Origin of the sequence: Allomuricauda sp. NFXS6 (genome assembly GCF_040148835.1) — a bacterium.
GTDB lineage: Bacteria > Bacteroidota > Bacteroidia > Flavobacteriales > Flavobacteriaceae > Flagellimonas.
In genome coordinates this window covers 15,569-32,275 of the sequence record NZ_JAGEMG010000010.1, presented here as the reverse complement: position 1 = coordinate 32,275, position 16,707 = coordinate 15,569, and the positions used below count along the sequence as shown (strand labels likewise).

Here is a 16,707-nt window from a genome sequence, read left to right as displayed (position 1 = left end):
TATGCAAAAATAGGAGTCCCTAATACTATAAACTGTAACAAAGGGCACATATTTAAAGATCTAATACAAGAATGTGATTTCTGTGGAGCTCCAACTTCTTCATTTTCTCCAGTTTTTTTAATAGTCTGGAAACGACCACTCTTGAGGTGTGCAGATCATAAGCAATTTCTTGATGCGTACTATTGATGCGGTTATCCTTGGTCACTTCCACTTTCTTTTTCAGATAATCCATCAAACGTTGATCTAAATTTTTAAAGGCGATACTGTCCACGGTCAGCAACAGCTCGTTTAGCCGATTTTGGTAACTTTCAAAAACATAATTGCGCCATCCTTTGTACTTCCCCATCCATTCTTCCATTTTACCAACAGGAACCATCACCATTTTGGTATCGGTCTCCGTTATCGCTCGAATTTCACTTTTGGTCTGACCCATACAGCAAGCCATCGTTACCGAACAAGTTTCACCTTGCTCCAAATAGTAGAGGAGCAATTCGTCGCCTTCCTCATCTTCCCGAAGTACTTTTATTGCACCCGACAACAACAAGGGAATGCTTCGTATGTACTGGCCGATATCCATTATGGTTTCGCCCGCAGGTAGTTCCACTAGTTTTCCTTCATTGAGAATTTCATCGATAAGGGGTTGTTCAAAATAATTGCTGAATGTTCCTAAAAGTTCTTCTTCCATATTGTCGAGATACACTGCTCTAAGGTAACTATTTTGGGAAAAACAAGCGTATGTCCAATAGCTTAAAAAGCAAGACCCGCGCCAATGGTACGGGTCTACTGCTGTAATGCAAACTAATAAACTGAATCAAACTTACTTAAACTTATAATTTAATGGGTTCCCCCTCGATTTCTTTTGATATGGGCATGCCCAACATCTTTAAAATAGTTGGTGCAAGCTGATTGGAGTACAACTGCTCTTCCCTCTCTATTTCACCATTGGGTTTAATATCTTTTCCAAATACTATCGCCCAAACTGCCCCTGCTCCCTTTATATCACTTCCGTGACTTCTCCAGGTATCCAAAGGCTGTGTTCCCCTTCCATGATCGGTAGTAATTAAAAACACGGTTTGGTCCTTATAGAACTCATCTTGCTGGGTAAATTCCCAGATTTCTTTAATCAGGCCGTCCGTATTATTTGCAGATTTAAGGTAAGCTTGGTAATCGCCATCATGGGCAAAATCATCAGTTTCCCCATAAGAGATGTAAACAAGTTTTGGGTGTTCTTTTTTCATATGCTCCAAGGCATAATGATGGGTAAAGGCATCTAAACGGACCGAGCCCCATGGACTGGGAATCTGTTGTTGAAGTTGATTCAAGAATATTTCCCGATCGCTCAAGTTCTCCGTGGCCGATTCAAAGCCGGCATTTACAGGAACTCCAGAGCGCTCCTCGTTGATAATGAACGGAAAAACATCCCAACTGCCAAAAGCGGCTACCTTGCCTCTTCCTTGATCCGTATTATTGTATCGTTCCAACACGGTACTATTGGGATTTGGGATTTTTTCGTTGCTTTTTATGCGGTTATCATCTGCCGTTCCCGTCAATATCTCGTTATACCCTGGGTACGAAAACCACATGGAATTGGTTAGGTCAACCTTGCTCCCCAAGTTTCTGTTACCATGGATTTGACCCATTTTTTCCACCTGATTCCAGAAAAATGGCATCAAAGCGACTCTTCTTTCCTTTGAGGTGTCCCTCCAAAAGGCTTTTTTTAGCATTCCAGCATCATGGACATAGTCTTTGTTGCCTATCAAAAGTGAGTCGGCCCCTGTGAACAATTCTTGCCAACGGAAACCGTCCAAAGTGATCAAAATCACCTTAGTATCTGATTCATTTTGCGCATTGATATTGAATAATGCTGCAAAAGCAGCCATCAAAAATAAAATTCTATTTTTCATTTCCCTGTGGTGTTTTAAATGTAGTCGTTTCGGACCAATCGCTCCAATTTAGGTTCTGATCTCTATATCTGACTCTCCAATAGTAGGTTGTACCTGGATTTAATCGTCTGGTTTTCTCGTCTGTTAAATCATCATCCTCTTGACGATTTTCTTTGTAGTACCAATTCTCGGACTGTTTCCAACTATCCAATGCCAATTTCTCAAAATCCTGGGTTTCGGAAACTTGCCAATGGGATGCCGCATGGAACGATCCATTATGTGAGCTGGAAAACTCTCCGGCTTTCAACATGGCAAACTCATCCTCTACAATTTGACCATTGATTGGAGAAACCACCTTGGGCGCATCAGGCTTTTTACTGAGCCTCCAAATAGTGATGCTATCCCGCAGTTCATTTTTTCTTGCCTTTATGTTGTTCCCTTGGCTAATTCGCTTAATCATAAACTTAGGATCATTTCTATTGCCGTCCACCTCGACCATTACAAAACCATATTCGTCTTGGGTAACGGTAAACTCGTCATAATCCCTGCCTTCAAATTCGCCCCAATTGTCAATGGCTCCACCTGCAGAGGCTACATTGACCCACAAGTGTTTATGATTACGGGACTGTCCTCTGGAATAACCGTGGGTGTGTCCAAAAAAATGAATGCTTGGCTTGCCAGTCTTAGTAGAAAACGCTTCCAACATCTTAACCACCTTTCCCGTTGATGCTTCCTCACCGGGAATCCAAAGTTCCGATTTATGGGGGTGGTGCAGCTGTGCGAACACAAAATCAATGTTATTGTTCTTTTCGGTATCGGCCAACACTTGCTCCAACCATTCGTATTGTTCTCGAAGGTCACGGTAACCCTCGTTGGAATTCAATCCTATGATTCGGGTGTTGCCATAATCCTTGTACCACCAATGTTCGGCGTATGCAGGTGTTCCGTTTTCCGGAAGGCTAAAATATTTGAAGTAAAAAACCGAATTTCTCTCATGGTTCCCCAAAACGGGATACACGGGAACCTCTGCAAAAAGTTTTTGGCCGGGATCAAAAAAATGTTCCTTCCATTGATAGTATTTGCTTCCTGTAGTCACTAAATCACCGGGAATCATAACCATGGCCAAATTGTTCGGTAATTTGCCCCCATGCTCTTTTTCCAGATATTTTAGCACCCCTTGATTCACGATCTCGGAAAATTTGTTTGGATGCTGACTATCATATTGCATGTCGCTCATAGCGACTATATTGAAGGACTCTTCGTCACTTGAAAACGGGGGTGTCTTAAACTGGAAAATATCCGATCGAACCTTTCCTGTTTTTACACGATAATAGTACTCGGTGAATCGTTTGAGTCCTTCCAATTTAACGGTGTGGACCCTGGAATCGGAAAAATTGATATCCTCTGCCCTTCCAGAGGTTTTTTTGCGCAGCCTTTCGGTGGTTCCCCACTCCACAATACTTTCTTCCCCGCTAGAGGTTTCCCACATGACCACTATGGAATTGGGTTCGGCATCTTGCAAATAAGGTTGCACAAGAATTTCGGTTTTGGTCTGGGCAGCGAGCTGCATTATTCCCAAACAAAAAACAATACATAAACAGTTGATTTTTTTCATTAAGCTATGGTGTTGGTTTTTAAAAAGGCACAATTAAGTATTTCGAATGCGGTTTCCAGTTCTTCCCTGGTAATGGTCAAGGGGGGCGAAAGTTGCAGAACGTTTCCTTTGGAAACTTTGAAACTCAATCCCTGCCTTAGACATTCGTACATGATTTCCTCAGCTTCGGCCGTTGCTTTTTCCTTAGTGGCTCTATCGGATACTAATTCGATGCCCCATAAAAGTCCTACACCGCGAACGTCTCCGATCAAGGAATATTTACGGTACATTTTGTACAGGTTCTTCCGCATAAATTCTTGGTCCTCCTTTACTTTTTTAAGAATTTCTTCATCTTCCAACACTTCCATCAGGGTTAATCCCGCCATAGAACCCAATGGACTTTTCTCGTGGGTATAGTGGCCAAGTGAAATATCTCCGAACTTATTGTACTCCTCTCTGGTTACAATAGCTGCCTGTGGAAAAATTCCTCCTCCCAGTCCTTTTCCCAAGCAGAGAATGTCCGGTTCAATGTCAAAAAGCTCATAGGCAAACATTTTGCCCGTGCGCCCAAAGGCGATCGGGATTTCGTCCAAGATTAAAAGTACATTATGCTTGGTACAAAGTTCCCTAGCCCCTTTCCAGAATTTTTTTGATGGAATCTGAACATCGGTATTACGGATGGTTTCTGCCAAAAATGCCCCTATCTGATGGTCTTTTTCCAAAACATATTGCAGATATTCCAAAGCTTTTTCTTCGTCCCCTTCAAAAATACCGCGATAGGTGATTGGGGGCGGAATACGCTCCACACCTGCCATTAATGGCCCTATATGTTCCTGAAAAACGGACTCGCCCCCTACACTTATGGCATCCAGAGAAGCCCCGTGGAACGAATCCCAGAATGAGACTACTTTATGTTTTCCTGTTACGGCCCTTGCCAATTTTAGGGCAATTCCAATAGCAGAACTTCCATTGGGAGTAAGCAAAATACGGTCAAGGCCTTTGGGAGTATATGAGGTTAGTTTTTCCGCAAACCGAATAGCCGTCTCATTGGCATATCTTCGGGTGGAGAAGGTAAGGCTTTGTAATTGCTGAGTTAAACGCGACACCATTTTTGGATGGGAAAACCCAATTTGATGTACGTTGTTCCCATGAAAATCGAGATACTTTTTTCCTGATACACTTTCAATATGCGAGCCTTCACAATTCTGTAGCACATCCAAACAAGGAGTGGACATAGATTGATGCATAAAGTACTTGGCATCTTTTTCCAATAGTTGTCTGGTTTCTTCGCTTACTTCGTTTTGCAACCATTCGTTCCGAGCGGAAGTTAGGTTGATGTCGCCTTCCACAACAGATTCCAAGTTGTGCTTATCGCGCTGTATATGGCCCATGTTCACTTATTATTTTTCTTTCTTCCGTGGTGTCGTCCAACACATATACCTTATAGGTGTCGCCATTGTTGTACACCCGAACAACTATATGCCCGTTCTGGCTTTTGTATAGATCCAACCTGCCACCAATCACATCTTTTGTGCCTTGCAGCATAATGGTAGAAAAAATATCCCGGTCGCCGGGATACAGTTTTTTAGATGTTATCCTTCGGAGGACTTCCTCCCCTGGATGATCGGCCGTCCAGTTCTGTTGAATCCAAACCCGTGGGCGAATCGTCCGCACATAAAATGGATTCTGTGAGTCACGGTTCCCGTGATGATTCAATGTAGCCACATCCACAGCGCCGATAACGGGTGCCACATAAGACTCCAATGCATTCATATCGGCTTGCCCAAAACCATCTATTCCAGAGATGTCACCGCCCGTATAATAATTGAATTTACCATAATCTATTCGGATGGCATTGCTCAAAGGGTTTTCTCCTGGATACTCCCCTTTTTTAAAAAGTGGGTAAAACGAATTGTCATATCCTGTCCAAATATTCCCGTTGGAGGCTATGTTTTGGACAGAAAAATGAGGATAATCCTTTGGATGATGCTTTAAGGTAATCTGATGGTTACTTCCCACCTGCAGGGCTTCATTTTCAAGATCAACTTTTTCTGATTGATATGCAATGAATTTCCAATATTCCTTCAAGGTGGGAATCATTCCGTAGGCATCCTTGGTGAATCGTTCTTTGGATTGTACTTGCTCGTTGGTTAGATCAATAGGATAATCAAAACCACGGTCGATCAATGTTTTAATCGGAATCAAAGTGCCCACCTCCATGATTCCCGTAAGTTGATAGCCCCCTGTAGCTAATTTGCGCAAGGAATCAACCTCTCCAAAATGATCATCGTGGTAATGTGTAATCAAGGCATAATGCAACTTTCGTTCTTGGTTTTTAGGCAAGAATTGATCTATATAATCTACAATCCATTCAGGTGCCGTTTTGGACCTGTCCGGCACCAATTTTGCATTTCTGCTTGATGTTGTCCTTGGATGTGTTTCGGACATATCGCCGGCATCCACCAACATAGTTGTCCCATCGGGAAAAACCATAAAAGCGGCATCGCCCCTACCTGTGTTGATGTGGTGTATGTCCAAAAAACCAGGTTGCCAGTCAGGTAGTTTCCGGTTTTGCCCATTAGCGATTTGCATCATCATCAAAAAGATGAGGAGGAAGAAATTCAGTTTTTTGAGGTTGAAATGCATGTTTATTTTTCTCTATACAAATGGTTTGCTGGAATAATTTGTTTTGGGATGGAGGGGCCTGAATATTTTACATCCAAATGATAGCCTCCACCACCGTTAAAAAACTCCACTCGGATTAAATGTCTCCCTTTGGTTAGTTCCAAGGAACCGCTACGCTCCATAACGCCGTGGTCACCATCGTTGTCCACAATTTCAGTCCCGTTGACATATAATTTGCTGCCATCATCACTATTGGCAAAAAAACTATAGTTTCCGTTTTCGATTACTTCCAAATAACTTTCAAAGACCATGGCTACTTGTTCTTGTGGCATATCGTTGGTCAGTGTTTGCTTATGGGAAAATTCGATGACATCACCTTCATAAATTGGCTTCAATGATGTAAAATCAGGTAGCTTTTCTATACCTTTTACCTGGTAAATTTCAAATTGAACGGGATCTTCCTTTGATTCCGGAACAATTCTAAAATTACCCTCGGTAACCGTACTCACCAATCGATCGTTCTGAAAGATGCCTGCTTTGATAATATTGGTCTGTTTCAAATAAAAAGTGTCTCGGTAGACTTGACTGTTTTCCAAGGTGGGCACGTTATTACCAATGGTGTATCTAATCTCCCCAAGATTGTTTGGGTTTTGCATCACCACTGCAACAGAATCCGCTTTAAAAACTCCCCCTGCCGGCTCAAAATAGCCAGCATCCGGAAGAATTTTTGGTTGGGTTATTTGCTCCTTTCGCTTATAGATAAGTTTTGGGGCTTCATTTCCCACGAAAGCACCTTTTACCGGTCTGCCTATCCAAGCTTGAGGCGTTTGTAAGCCCATCGCATAGGCAACAGTCGCTGCATTATCGTACTGATACACGGTTTCTTCTATTTTGTAGCCTTTTTTGATACCTGCACCGTACAAAATGAATGGTATTTCCATTTCGGCCAGGCTTTCCCCTCCATGACCAAAGCCCAATCCTCCGTGATCTGCTGATACGATGAACATGGTTTTTTCGAAAATGCCTGCTTCTTTTGTGGCATCCACAATTTTAGCAATCAAGGAATCCGCTTTTTCCACGGACTTATAATAATCGGGAGTGCCATGCCCCTGGGCATGACCTGCGTGATCTACATGATCCAAATGCACAAAAGTGAACGTTGGCGTATTTTTTTTGATGTAGTCCACTGCGGCTTGGGTCGTCTTGTCCTCATGGTCCCCGTCAATATGGAAATCAACATCCTCTTTTTCGAACAAACGTCCAAAACCATCCCAATCGTAGATGGCTCCAACATGAGCTTCTGGCCGCTGGTCCTTTAAAAGGGTAAATATGGTTGGGAATGTCCCGTTTTCGGTAACGACTACGGGTGGCAACTGATGGTCGAATTTTTCCCAACCATTGGAGGTTACTCCGTGTTGTTCCGTATCGGCCCCCATGATCATACTGGCCCAATTGGAACTGGAACTGGATGGCAACACAGACCTTGCATGCATGGTTGCCGCACCATTTTGAATCATCATATCCAATGTCGGAGTACTTGCTTTTTGAATACCGTTGGGACTCATTCCATCTATCCCAATAACAATGATATGTTTTATACCGAAATCCTTCTTTTCCTTTTCTGGATTAGCACAAGACCATAGGGATAGAATCCCTATGGTCAGTACTAAAACAAATGGTATGTTTGAAAAGTTTGGTGATTTTTTCGTGGTCTTAATCGACATCCCACCACAACTTTGTGTTGATATTGTCCCCTCCCATACGGGAAACGGCAGCATTATAATTATCCTCATTTGTGGATTTTACCGAGTTGGGATATTGGAAACGCACTGGAACCTGACCATCGTTAACAGCATCTGGACCAGGTACCACTTCCGGCATACCGGTTCTTCTCCAATCTGACCAACCTTCAAAACCTGTATAGAAAAGTGAAATCCATTTCTGAAGGGCAATTTTACCCAACTTTTCATCGGCAGTTCCGGTATAGGCCACAGCTGCCTGTCCCAAATAGGCATCAAGGTCAGTCGCCTGCATGGCTGCAGCAATTTCTGACCAGCCACCAGCAGTAACCCTTGCAGTGTAATATTCAAAGGAAGCGCGAATCCCGTTCTCATAATAGGTTGCGGCATCCCCAACGGAAATCCAACCCTGCTCCCTAGCCTCTGCCAATATAAACTGAAGTTCGGAATAGCTCATGATGATGGTCTGTGAAGCCGTAGCCGATGCCTGATCAGGATTACAGGCCCTACATGCCAAAAGTATTCCCAATCTTGAAATAAAGTTTGAACCGGCTTCATCTGGGTTACCCGATGGACTATAGCCAAGTGCCGCTTCGTCATCCAATCCGTTCGGCATTCCCACATAATCAGCAAAATCCTCAGAAAAAATGCCCTTTTCTGAAGCCGTCGTTGGCTGGGCAAAAACATATAACCTATTATCATTCAGTTCTTTCAACCGCGTTTCCAAAGTTTGGCTTAACCTAACCTCGTCAAAACTACCGCTACGGGTATTGTATTTAGGTTGTGGATTATCGGAGTTCCATTCTACCACGGCCATATCCTCATTACTTTCAAAGATGGGATATACCGTTGGATTTCCTATAATTTGAGCCATTCCAGCAACGGCGGTTGCATTGTCCACATTACTGATACGCATCAACAAACGCAACCTTAAGGAGTTTGCGAACTTTCTCCATTTTAAAATATCCCCTCCGTAGAAAATATCCCCGGAAATATTGGATTCATCAGTCAGCACAGCGTTTGCGGTCTCCAAATCCGCCAACATACCTGCATAAATATTGGATTGCGGATCAAAGGCCGGAGTAACATTGCCGTCACTGATACCCTTCGTAGCTTCTGAGTAAGGAACATCCCCATAAGCATCCGTTACATAGGACATAATCCAAGATTTCATGACCAAAGCCACACCATAATAATTTTGGGCTTCCATATTGTCCTTGGTACTTCTAATTATATTTTCTACGTCCCTTAGAGAAGCATATGCATCATTATATGGGTCTCCAGAGGGTGACCAGTTATAAGTGTCTCCACTGGTAAATTGAAGACGGGCTCCATACTGTACCACTGTAAAACCTTCTTCCCAACCTTGGTCGCCCCAGTTATAGGCCATCTCCCTTTGAATTCCCGGCAACAAAAGATCGGGCTGTGCGGATGCAGGAAAATTTGGGTTTATATTGATTTCGTCAAAATCTTCCGTACACCCAAAGATGAAGGAAAGAGCGAACATTGATAAGATTATTTTTTTCATAATATTTGAATTAATTCTGATGTTCTTTTAAAAGTTTACCTGTAGGTTAAATGTGAAAGACCTTGTACTGGGGTAGGACATATTCTCGATTCCGGGCTGCAATGTTCCTCCGGACACCCCAACAACTTCAGGATCAAAATGTGGGTTATCGGTCCATAACAATAAATTTCTACCTGTTAGGGAAAGTCTTGCATTCGAAATCGGAAGCCTATCGATTATTTTTTTTGGAAAGGAATAACCCAAGGTAACTTCCCGTAGTTTGGTATAGGAAGCGTCATATTTAGCCGCTTCCACGTTGTCCCTTTCATAAAACCTGTTGTTATAGGTTCGTGCATCAACATTGGTTGTATTGGGAACATAAACCGGATTTTCACTGGTTCCTGTATTCACGACTCCTTCCGCGACAATTCCTGTCTCCCTACCTTCCAACGTTTCCATTAATTGCCCAGAGGTACTTCCGATTGTTTTGGTTCTGGAAACTACTATCCCTCCTTGCCTTGTGTCCAGTAGAAATCCAAAATCAACATTTTTATATCTAAAGGTATTTTGAAAGCCCAAGGTAAAATCAGGAGCATAATCCCCTTGGTACACCAAATCATCGGTACGAATAGGGATTCCTTGATTATTTACGATTTTTTGACCGAAGAACTCGCTATTGGGGTCTTCAACACGCTGAAAGCCCCTTCCATAAATTGCACTTATTGAACCACCTTCCCTAGCCTGGATAAACGCTCCGTTGGCACTGGTAAGGGTAAAGTTGACCCCGCCCAGATCTTTAACCTCACTCTGGTTGGCAGAAAAATTAAAAGTGGAAGTCCATTTAAAATTATCCGTTAGTACGGGCACAAAACTCGCAATTGCCTCGAATCCATAGTTACGAACCTCTCCCGCATTGATCAACTGGCTGGAATATCCACTGGCAATATCCGTACTGATATTGATGATCTGGTTCTTTGTTGAACTATCATAATAGGTAAGGTCAAAGTTCATTCTACTTTGGAAAAACCTCAAATCCAAACCAAACTCGTAAGAAGAGGTAATCTCCGGTTTCAAATCCGCATTAGGTATCAAGGATGACTCCGTTAAAATGGGAGTTGAACCATCAAAAGGTCTTTCATTTTGATAAAAACTACGCAATCGGTAGGGGTCGGTATCGTTACCTACTTCTGCATATGCAGCCCTAACTTTGGCAAACGTAACCCATTCCGGCATTTTAAAAATGTCACTGGCTATGGCACTTAGGGTAGCAGAAGGATAGAAATAGGAATTGTTGTCCGATGGCAAGGTGCTGGACCAGTCATTTCTTCCTGTCAAATCCAAAAAGATTTTACTATCGTATGCAAAACGCGCATATCCGTATAAACTATTGATACGTTTTTCATAATTATTGGAAGAGACCTGAACGGCCTGCCTGGAATTATTGAAGGAATAAACCCCTGGGTTGATCAATTGGGGAGCAACACTTTTGGTGAAATCCTGTTTTTGCCTTAGGATATTTCCACCACCAGAAATGTTCACATTCCATTTTTCGTTGAAGGTTTTATCATAACTTAACAGGAAATCCGTATTGCTTTCCTCAAAGAAAATATTATCCTCTTGATAGGTTCCAAATGGAAATCGTTGTGTGCTGAATGCCCTTTTTCTCTCCCTGAAATCACGATAAAAATCACGTCCCGAACGTAGTAACAACTTCCAATTATCGGTTATATCATAGGTTAGGCTGATGTTTCCAAAAATACGATCCTTGTCCTGGGCGTTGGTATTCTCGTACATCGTAAAGTACGGATTGTCATGATAATTATAGTTATAATTGAATTGTTGAACTCCTTCAAGACCCGGTTGCCAATAATCCCTCAAATTATTGGTGTTCAATTGTCTACCGTACCATATAAAAAGGTACATGATGCTTTCCGTGCCATAACCCACGGCCGGTCTGTTATCGCTATCCGTTTTTACATAGTTGATGTTGGCATTGACCTTTACCTTTTCCGATACATTGAGACTACCTGAAAAGTTCAAGGAGTTTCTTTCAAGATCTGTGTTGGGAAGTGTACCTTCCTGATCCAAGTTCTGAAAGGACAAACGCATATTCCCCATTTCGCCTGATTTGGAAATGGCGATACTGTTTGTTTTTGTAATTCCGGTTTCAAAGAAATCCTTGGTATTATCGGGATTGGAAACCCAAGGAGTAGGTGTTATTGGCGCATCGCTCACAAAAGTGTCGCCACCTCGTGTTCCGTCCGCCCTTGGAGAATCAAACTGTGGAATCAAAAGTCCGGTATCCAATCTTGGACCCCAGCTTTCATCCACACCATCGGCAATTCCGGAGCCGCTGCCGTCCACGAAGGCGAACTGCTGATTATTGCCTTGGCCGTATTCATTTTGCCAATCCGGTAGCATGAGTACATTGTCAATGGTTACACCCGTGTTAAAGGAAACACCTAATCGGCTTCCTTGTGACCTTCCTTTTTTTGTGGTAATGATTATGGCACCATTGGCTGCCCTTGCCCCATAAAGTGCAGCCGCAGCCGGACCTTTCAGGACGTTCATGGATTCAATGTCCTGTGGATTGATTTCTGCCGCGCCGTTACCATAATCCACACTTTGTGTTCCGGAACCGCTGGATCCAACAATTTCATTACTGATAGGAGTTCCGTCCACCACGAACAACGGTGAGTTCCCATTGATGTTCAGGGAAGCATCCCCTCGTATGGTAACCCTTGCCGACCCTCCTAGACCCGAAGGACTGTTGGTAATCTGTAAACCGGCAACCTTACCGGACATACTGTTAAGAAGGTTCGGTTCCCGTGCCTCCACCACATCATCATTGTTCAATTCCTGGGAAGCGTAACCTAGGGATTTTTTCTCGCGCTCGATACCCAAAGCGGTCACCACCACTTCATCCAATTGTTGTGAATCGGGTTGCAAAATCACGGTTGCCGATGTCTGTCCCACCGTTTCCAGTTCCTGTGGAATATATCCTATATAGGATACGATCAAGGTTTCTCCTCCTTGTGGAAGTTCAATTTCAAAATTTCCATCAAAGTCTGTGGCGGCCCCTATTGACGCACCTTTTACAACCACCGATGCACCTGGCAAGGGCATGTTGTTCTCGTCAACTACCTGACCTGTAAAAGTAACTTGGGAGTAACCAATGATACTTACAGTGAAGGCAAGTAAAAATGCTACAATCGATTTTTTCATTTTTTGAGTATTTGTAAAATTGGGTTAATTATTTATCAACAAATATCCAACACATGAGTTAAGACAGGCCTTCAAATAGATTAAAAAAAGGATATGGAAAGGTTAAAAGAATCAACCTAATGTTAGGTGAACATTATTTACAAATACTCAATTTATGCAAAGCCCTACAAGTCTTGGATTTACAAGTTAATCCAGCAACTATAGGGATTAACCATTTTTTTTCTTAATCTTGAATCATCAACAAATATTATAAATACTAAATTTTTGGAGCTCGCACTAAAATGGAAGATTACCTGATAGGTATTGGAAAAAGAATAAAAGAAATACGCAAGAACAATAAAAGGACCATTAACGATGTTGCCATAAGTGCTGGAGTAACGGCCGGGCTCATATCCCGTATTGAAAATGGCCGAACCATACCTTCCCTTCCGGTGTTCCTGAAAATAGTGGGCGCTTTGGAAACCGAAATGATCGATTTTTTTGAGGGCATCCCCAGGGCAAATGGCCACAATTTTTTGGTAACCCGTAAAGATGAACTTTCCATCATCGAAAAAGAGGATGAAGCTGTAGGCTTTACCTATAACTACATATTTGGCAAACAATTGAATTCGGTGGGGTTTGAAAGTGTACTTTTGGAGGTGGAACCGAATTCCAAGCGCGACAAGGTGATGACGGATGCTTTTGAGTTCAAATATATTTTAACCGGAGAGTGCTATTACGAGATAGGTGACCAAGAAGTGTTGTTAAAAGAAGGGGATTCCATTTTTTTTGATGGCAGAATACCCCATGTACCCATTAACCGAGGAAAAGTTTCTTCTAAAATGTTGGTGGTCTATTTTTTTATTTGATCAAGGAAACAATACCTCTTCCAGATCAGCAAGCGAATCCAAAATCATGGATGGCTCGGCGGTCTCCAATTGCTCTCGGCTCTGCGCTCCGGTGAGAACCCCCACGGTCCAACCACAATTGGCATTTTTACCTTCTTCAATATCGATTGCAGAGTCTCCTGCCTTCAACACATTTTCAGATTCGGTGATGCCGAACATCTCCATCGCTTTATCTATCATTTCAGAAGATGGCCTTCCTTTTACCACGTCATCTGCCGTGATCACAGCGTCAATTTGATTACCGGGAACCCAACCCAATTTGTTTAAAAGTGATTGTGCTGTTTTTTGGTCGTAGCCAGTATTCAGCACAACTTTGACCTCTTTGGACTTTAATATTTTGAAGAGTTCCTCTACGCCATCATAAGTAGTAACATCAAGGTTTGCGTAGGCCTCTGCCAACATTTCTTTAAAATTTTCAAAAACCACATTGGCATCCACACTGTTGTTATGGCTCTCCATTAAAATATCAGAGATGGCCTTGAATTTCTCCTTGCCCGCACCAAATGTCAGAACGGTTTCCAAGGAAACATCAACTCCATGTTTTGCCAAAGCGGCCCTAACTGTTTTGTATACCACATTATCTTCGTTCACCGTGGTGCCGGCCATATCAAAAACGGCCAGTTGTATTTTTTTCATAGATTGATTTTCTGTTTATTAAATATAGTGGCAATATTTTTTTTGGAGAATCCAGCACTCCCTGTCATTCCCTTACCACCGATTCCCGTAACAATATGAATATTATGGTCCATAGTTTTTTGAAAAATATCGCTGTTTTTACATTGTGAGTACATTCCGTACCATCTTTTTTGGATTTGATACGTGGGCAAGTCAATTATTTTTTTGGCCTCCTCGATCATAAAATCATCAATATCCATATCAAGGTCATACCCCAAATTCTCTATTCTGGCCACATCGGCGTATTGATGTGAATCCCCAAGAATCACCGAACCGTCATTGGCCTGTTTAAAAAGAATATGCACTCCCCATTTTCTCTGCAAGCTTTCCTTTGGCTCATTGGTCTTTATTGCCTCATAGGAAGGACATTCGTGGAACGCTTCGTATCTGCGGATCGACCATCCTGTTAATATGGAGCCCTTAAGGTGATAGTTTTTTTGTGGCTTGGTCTGCATCATCTGTAACTTAGAGACCTCTAGATCGCTGGATACAAAGGTTTCGGGATATAGATTTTTAAAATCGGCACCGTTGCAGATTATCACCTTTCTTCCAAAAACTTCTTCGCATTTTGTGTTTTGTACGGAAACCCATTCTCCGTTGGATTCGCAAGAGACTACAGGAAAATCAAACTTGAGGTCCAAATCCTTCCGGGCAACCAAATATTCCTGAAGCTTATGGATCATGGTTCGTGGTTCCACGGTAACTTCCTCTGGAAAAAAGAGTCCCGCCCTTACATACTCGCTCCGCAGTCCCGGATAGTGTTCCAAACACTCTTCTTTGGTGAGCATTCTAGATTCGTAGTCATTGCCACTATTTATGGCTCTAAGTTCAACCAGCAAACGTTCTTCTTCTTCGTTCGAAGCTAAGTATACGGTTCCGTTCTGACGGATACTAATATCAAACTGTGACTGAATCTTCTTATAAATTCGAAGACTTTCGCGACCAAATTTTTGCCACTTGGTATTCATACCCGATGGAACTACTTGCCCAAAGTTCTGTGTGGTAGCTCCCTTGGGAAAAGCATCTTTTTCCACCAAACACACTTTTAGGCCCAGTTCCAGTGCGTGGTAGGCATGGAAAGTCCCTAAAATACCGCCACCCACAATGACAGCATCAAATTTATTGTCCATAATCCAGTTGTTTCTTGAGTTGCTCCGTCTTGTTGAGAGCGGTAAAGTGAAAATACAAAATCAGTGTACTGCATATTCCAATAAAGGCCACGGCATAGGTTCCGTATATAAAGAAGTTGAGCCACGATACATTGGCCTGTCCAAAATTCTTGTAAAGCAATACCAAAATGCTACCGACATATCCAAAAGCATCGGCAATATAGATGAGAAAGCCTGAGTTGCCCTTAACCCTAAAAGTGGCGATAAACCGGTCAAAAAAGAGGCAATTGAAAGGCACATAGCAAATATACAGTCCAAATCCGGTGCACACCATCCATACAAATGGGTCCAAAAGCCCTGTTTGAAACAAGAGGGTGCCAAAGGCCAATACCAAAGTGCCAAGAATAAGCAGTGCATGATAGGTAAGTAGGGCCCTAAAATTGTTCTTTATATAAAAAATGGAGCCAATGATCAATAGAACTATAATGGCAATAATGATTTCAGATGTTGAAAAAACGGAAACATCACCTTGATACCCGATACTATCCCAAAGTTCTCGGGCAAAATTGTCCCGGAAATCCCTGAAAGCCGTTAAAAATGTGTAGAACAACACGATAAGTATCAATGGAAAAAAGAACTTCTTGACCAAGTCTTTTCGGTCAGCAGCAGTCATAGGTATACGTTCGGTCCTATGGACAATATCATCAGTTGTTGGGGATGGTATGCGCTGCAAAAGGAAGGAGCAAATCAAAAGAGGGACAAAAAACAATGCCCCTGTTACGGATGGCATCCAAAATTCGCCGACACCCCATGAATTCATAACAAAAAGCCCTACGGATTTTACCACTCCGCTGGACACGATAAAACTCGCGGAAAGGACCACGCCCAAAATATCGGTAAACCTTCGCCCTTCAATATAGGAAAACACGATTCCCCAGATCATTCCCAAAGGAAAACCATTGAGAAACATAAAAGGAATGTTATATGGGGCAGGGACCCAAGCAAACAGCAAAAGTGAAATTTCCGCAATACCGATAAGTGATAGCAAGTAGAGCAACCTTCGGTTGGGTTTAAGTTCCGATATCACCTTAATACCAACAAACTTGGAAAGTGCATACCCCAAAACCTGGGCGATTACCAATAGAATCTTGTAGTCCACTCCCCAAAAGACCAAACTATCAAAAGTGGCTACGGAAAATGGTTTTCTAAAGGCGTACATGCAAAAGTAGGTGCCAAAAGCTGCAAGCGAAGCGTGCAGGACAAATACTAAACTTGGTCGCTTGATGACCGTACTTTTATCAATCAAATTTTACTAATACTAAAATTATGTTGCTAATTACTCAATTTTTTATCATATAAAACTCACAATTCAGTTTAAATAATTGTTAGCTATGGATTATATTTTTATGGAATTTTCCATCTACATTTATTTTAAATCCCTTTAATTTATACCCAAAATGTTG

Annotated in this window: 12 protein-coding genes; 1 reads left to right on the top strand and 11 read right to left on the bottom strand. The window is 42.2% G+C overall.

From position 1 onward, the window contains the following. Positions 1-52: 52 nt before the first annotated feature. From J4E06_RS14470 to J4E06_RS14435, 8 genes are all read right to left on the bottom strand, one after another. Positions 53-685, bottom strand: coding sequence for a Crp/Fnr family transcriptional regulator (locus J4E06_RS14470; RefSeq protein ID WP_349524687.1), 633 nt, complete (start codon positions 683-685; stop codon positions 53-55). A 142-nt stretch (positions 686-827) separates the two neighbouring features. Next, positions 828-1,904, bottom strand: a complete 1,077-nt coding sequence (locus J4E06_RS14465) for an alkaline phosphatase family protein (RefSeq protein ID WP_349524686.1) — start codon at positions 1,902-1,904, stop codon at positions 828-830. Further along, complete coding sequence (locus J4E06_RS14460; protein WP_349524684.1) at positions 1,894-3,498, bottom strand: fibronectin type III domain-containing protein; 1,605 nt, start codon at positions 3,496-3,498, stop codon at positions 1,894-1,896. The genes J4E06_RS14465 and J4E06_RS14460 overlap by 11 nt, the downstream gene beginning before the upstream one ends. After that, the gene (gene pbfA, locus J4E06_RS14455) at positions 3,498-4,868 is read right to left on the bottom strand and encodes a (R)-1-hydroxy-2-aminoethylphosphonate ammonia-lyase (protein ID WP_349524683.1); all 1,371 of its coding nucleotides are present in this window, start codon (positions 4,866-4,868) and stop codon (positions 3,498-3,500) included. The genes J4E06_RS14460 and pbfA overlap by 1 nt, the downstream gene beginning before the upstream one ends. Next, positions 4,846-6,123 (bottom strand): ComEC/Rec2 family competence protein, encoded by a 1,278-nt coding sequence (locus tag J4E06_RS14450; protein ID WP_349524682.1) that lies wholly within the window; start codon positions 6,121-6,123, stop codon positions 4,846-4,848. Before J4E06_RS14450 ends, pbfA begins: the two co-directional genes overlap by 23 nt. A 2-nt stretch (positions 6,124-6,125) precedes the next feature. Beyond that, a complete protein-coding gene (locus J4E06_RS14445) occupies positions 6,126-7,895 on the bottom strand; it encodes an alkaline phosphatase family protein (protein ID WP_349524681.1) in 1,770 nt (589 codons plus the stop codon). Beyond that, a complete protein-coding gene (locus tag J4E06_RS14440; protein WP_349524680.1) occupies positions 7,816-9,369 on the bottom strand; it encodes a SusD/RagB family nutrient-binding outer membrane lipoprotein in 1,554 nt (517 codons plus the stop codon). The genes J4E06_RS14445 and J4E06_RS14440 overlap by 80 nt, the downstream gene beginning before the upstream one ends. 27 nt (positions 9,370-9,396) lie before the next feature. Continuing rightward, a complete protein-coding gene (locus J4E06_RS14435; protein ID WP_349524679.1) occupies positions 9,397-12,573 on the bottom strand; it encodes a SusC/RagA family TonB-linked outer membrane protein in 3,177 nt (1,058 codons plus the stop codon). A 281-nt stretch (positions 12,574-12,854) separates the two neighbouring features. On the opposite strand from J4E06_RS14435, the gene J4E06_RS14430 reads away from it, so the two are divergent. Continuing rightward, complete coding sequence (locus J4E06_RS14430; RefSeq protein ID WP_349524678.1) at positions 12,855-13,421, top strand: helix-turn-helix domain-containing protein; 567 nt, start codon at positions 12,855-12,857, stop codon at positions 13,419-13,421. Here J4E06_RS14430 and J4E06_RS14425 read toward each other — a convergent pair whose 3' ends face one another. Genes J4E06_RS14425 through J4E06_RS14415 form a run of 3 tightly spaced genes read right to left on the bottom strand, consistent with a single transcriptional unit; the run spans position 13,422 to position 16,463 of the window. Continuing rightward, positions 13,422-14,096 carry a phosphonatase-like hydrolase gene (locus tag J4E06_RS14425; protein WP_349524677.1) on the bottom strand — a complete coding sequence of 225 codons (675 nt, stop codon included), beginning with the start codon at positions 14,094-14,096 and terminating at the stop codon, positions 13,422-13,424. It abuts the gene before it with no gap. Further along, a complete protein-coding gene (locus J4E06_RS14420) occupies positions 14,093-15,265 on the bottom strand; it encodes a TIGR03364 family FAD-dependent oxidoreductase (protein ID WP_349524676.1) in 1,173 nt (390 codons plus the stop codon). Before J4E06_RS14420 ends, J4E06_RS14425 begins: the two co-directional genes overlap by 4 nt. Beyond that, positions 15,255-16,463, bottom strand: coding sequence for a DUF5690 family protein (locus tag J4E06_RS14415; RefSeq protein WP_349524796.1), 1,209 nt, complete (start codon positions 16,461-16,463; stop codon positions 15,255-15,257). Before J4E06_RS14415 ends, J4E06_RS14420 begins: the two co-directional genes overlap by 11 nt. Positions 16,464-16,707 lie beyond the last annotated feature (244 nt).

Bases quoted from the DNA above. Each gene is read 5' to 3' on its own strand.
- J4E06_RS14450 (WP_349524682.1), bottom strand. From the start codon at position 6,123: ATGCATTTCAACCTCAAAAAACTGAATTTCTTCCTCCTCATCTTTTTG.
- J4E06_RS14420 (WP_349524676.1), bottom strand. From the start codon at position 15,265: ATGGACAATAAATTTGATGCTGTCATTGTGGGTGGCGGTATTTTAGGG.
- J4E06_RS14460 (WP_349524684.1), bottom strand. From the start codon at position 3,498: ATGAAAAAAATCAACTGTTTATGTATTGTTTTTTGTTTGGGAATAATG.
- J4E06_RS14465 (WP_349524686.1), bottom strand. From the start codon at position 1,904: ATGAAAAATAGAATTTTATTTTTGATGGCTGCTTTTGCAGCATTATTC.
- pbfA (WP_349524683.1), bottom strand. From the start codon at position 4,868: ATGGGCCATATACAGCGCGATAAGCACAACTTGGAATCTGTTGTGGAA.
- J4E06_RS14435 (WP_349524679.1), bottom strand. From the start codon at position 12,573: ATGAAAAAATCGATTGTAGCATTTTTACTTGCCTTCACTGTAAGTATC.
- J4E06_RS14425 (WP_349524677.1), bottom strand. From the start codon at position 14,096: ATGAAAAAAATACAACTGGCCGTTTTTGATATGGCCGGCACCACGGTG.
- J4E06_RS14415 (WP_349524796.1), bottom strand. From the start codon at position 16,463: ATGTACGCCTTTAGAAAACCATTTTCCGTAGCCACTTTTGATAGTTTG.
- J4E06_RS14430 (WP_349524678.1), top strand. From the start codon at position 12,855: ATGGAAGATTACCTGATAGGTATTGGAAAAAGAATAAAAGAAATACGC.
- J4E06_RS14470 (WP_349524687.1), bottom strand. From the start codon at position 685: ATGGAAGAAGAACTTTTAGGAACATTCAGCAATTATTTTGAACAACCC.
- J4E06_RS14445 (WP_349524681.1), bottom strand. From the start codon at position 7,895: ATGAGGATAATTATAATGCTGCCGTTTCCCGTATGGGAGGGGACAATA.
- J4E06_RS14440 (WP_349524680.1), bottom strand. From the start codon at position 9,369: ATGAAAAAAATAATCTTATCAATGTTCGCTCTTTCCTTCATCTTTGGG.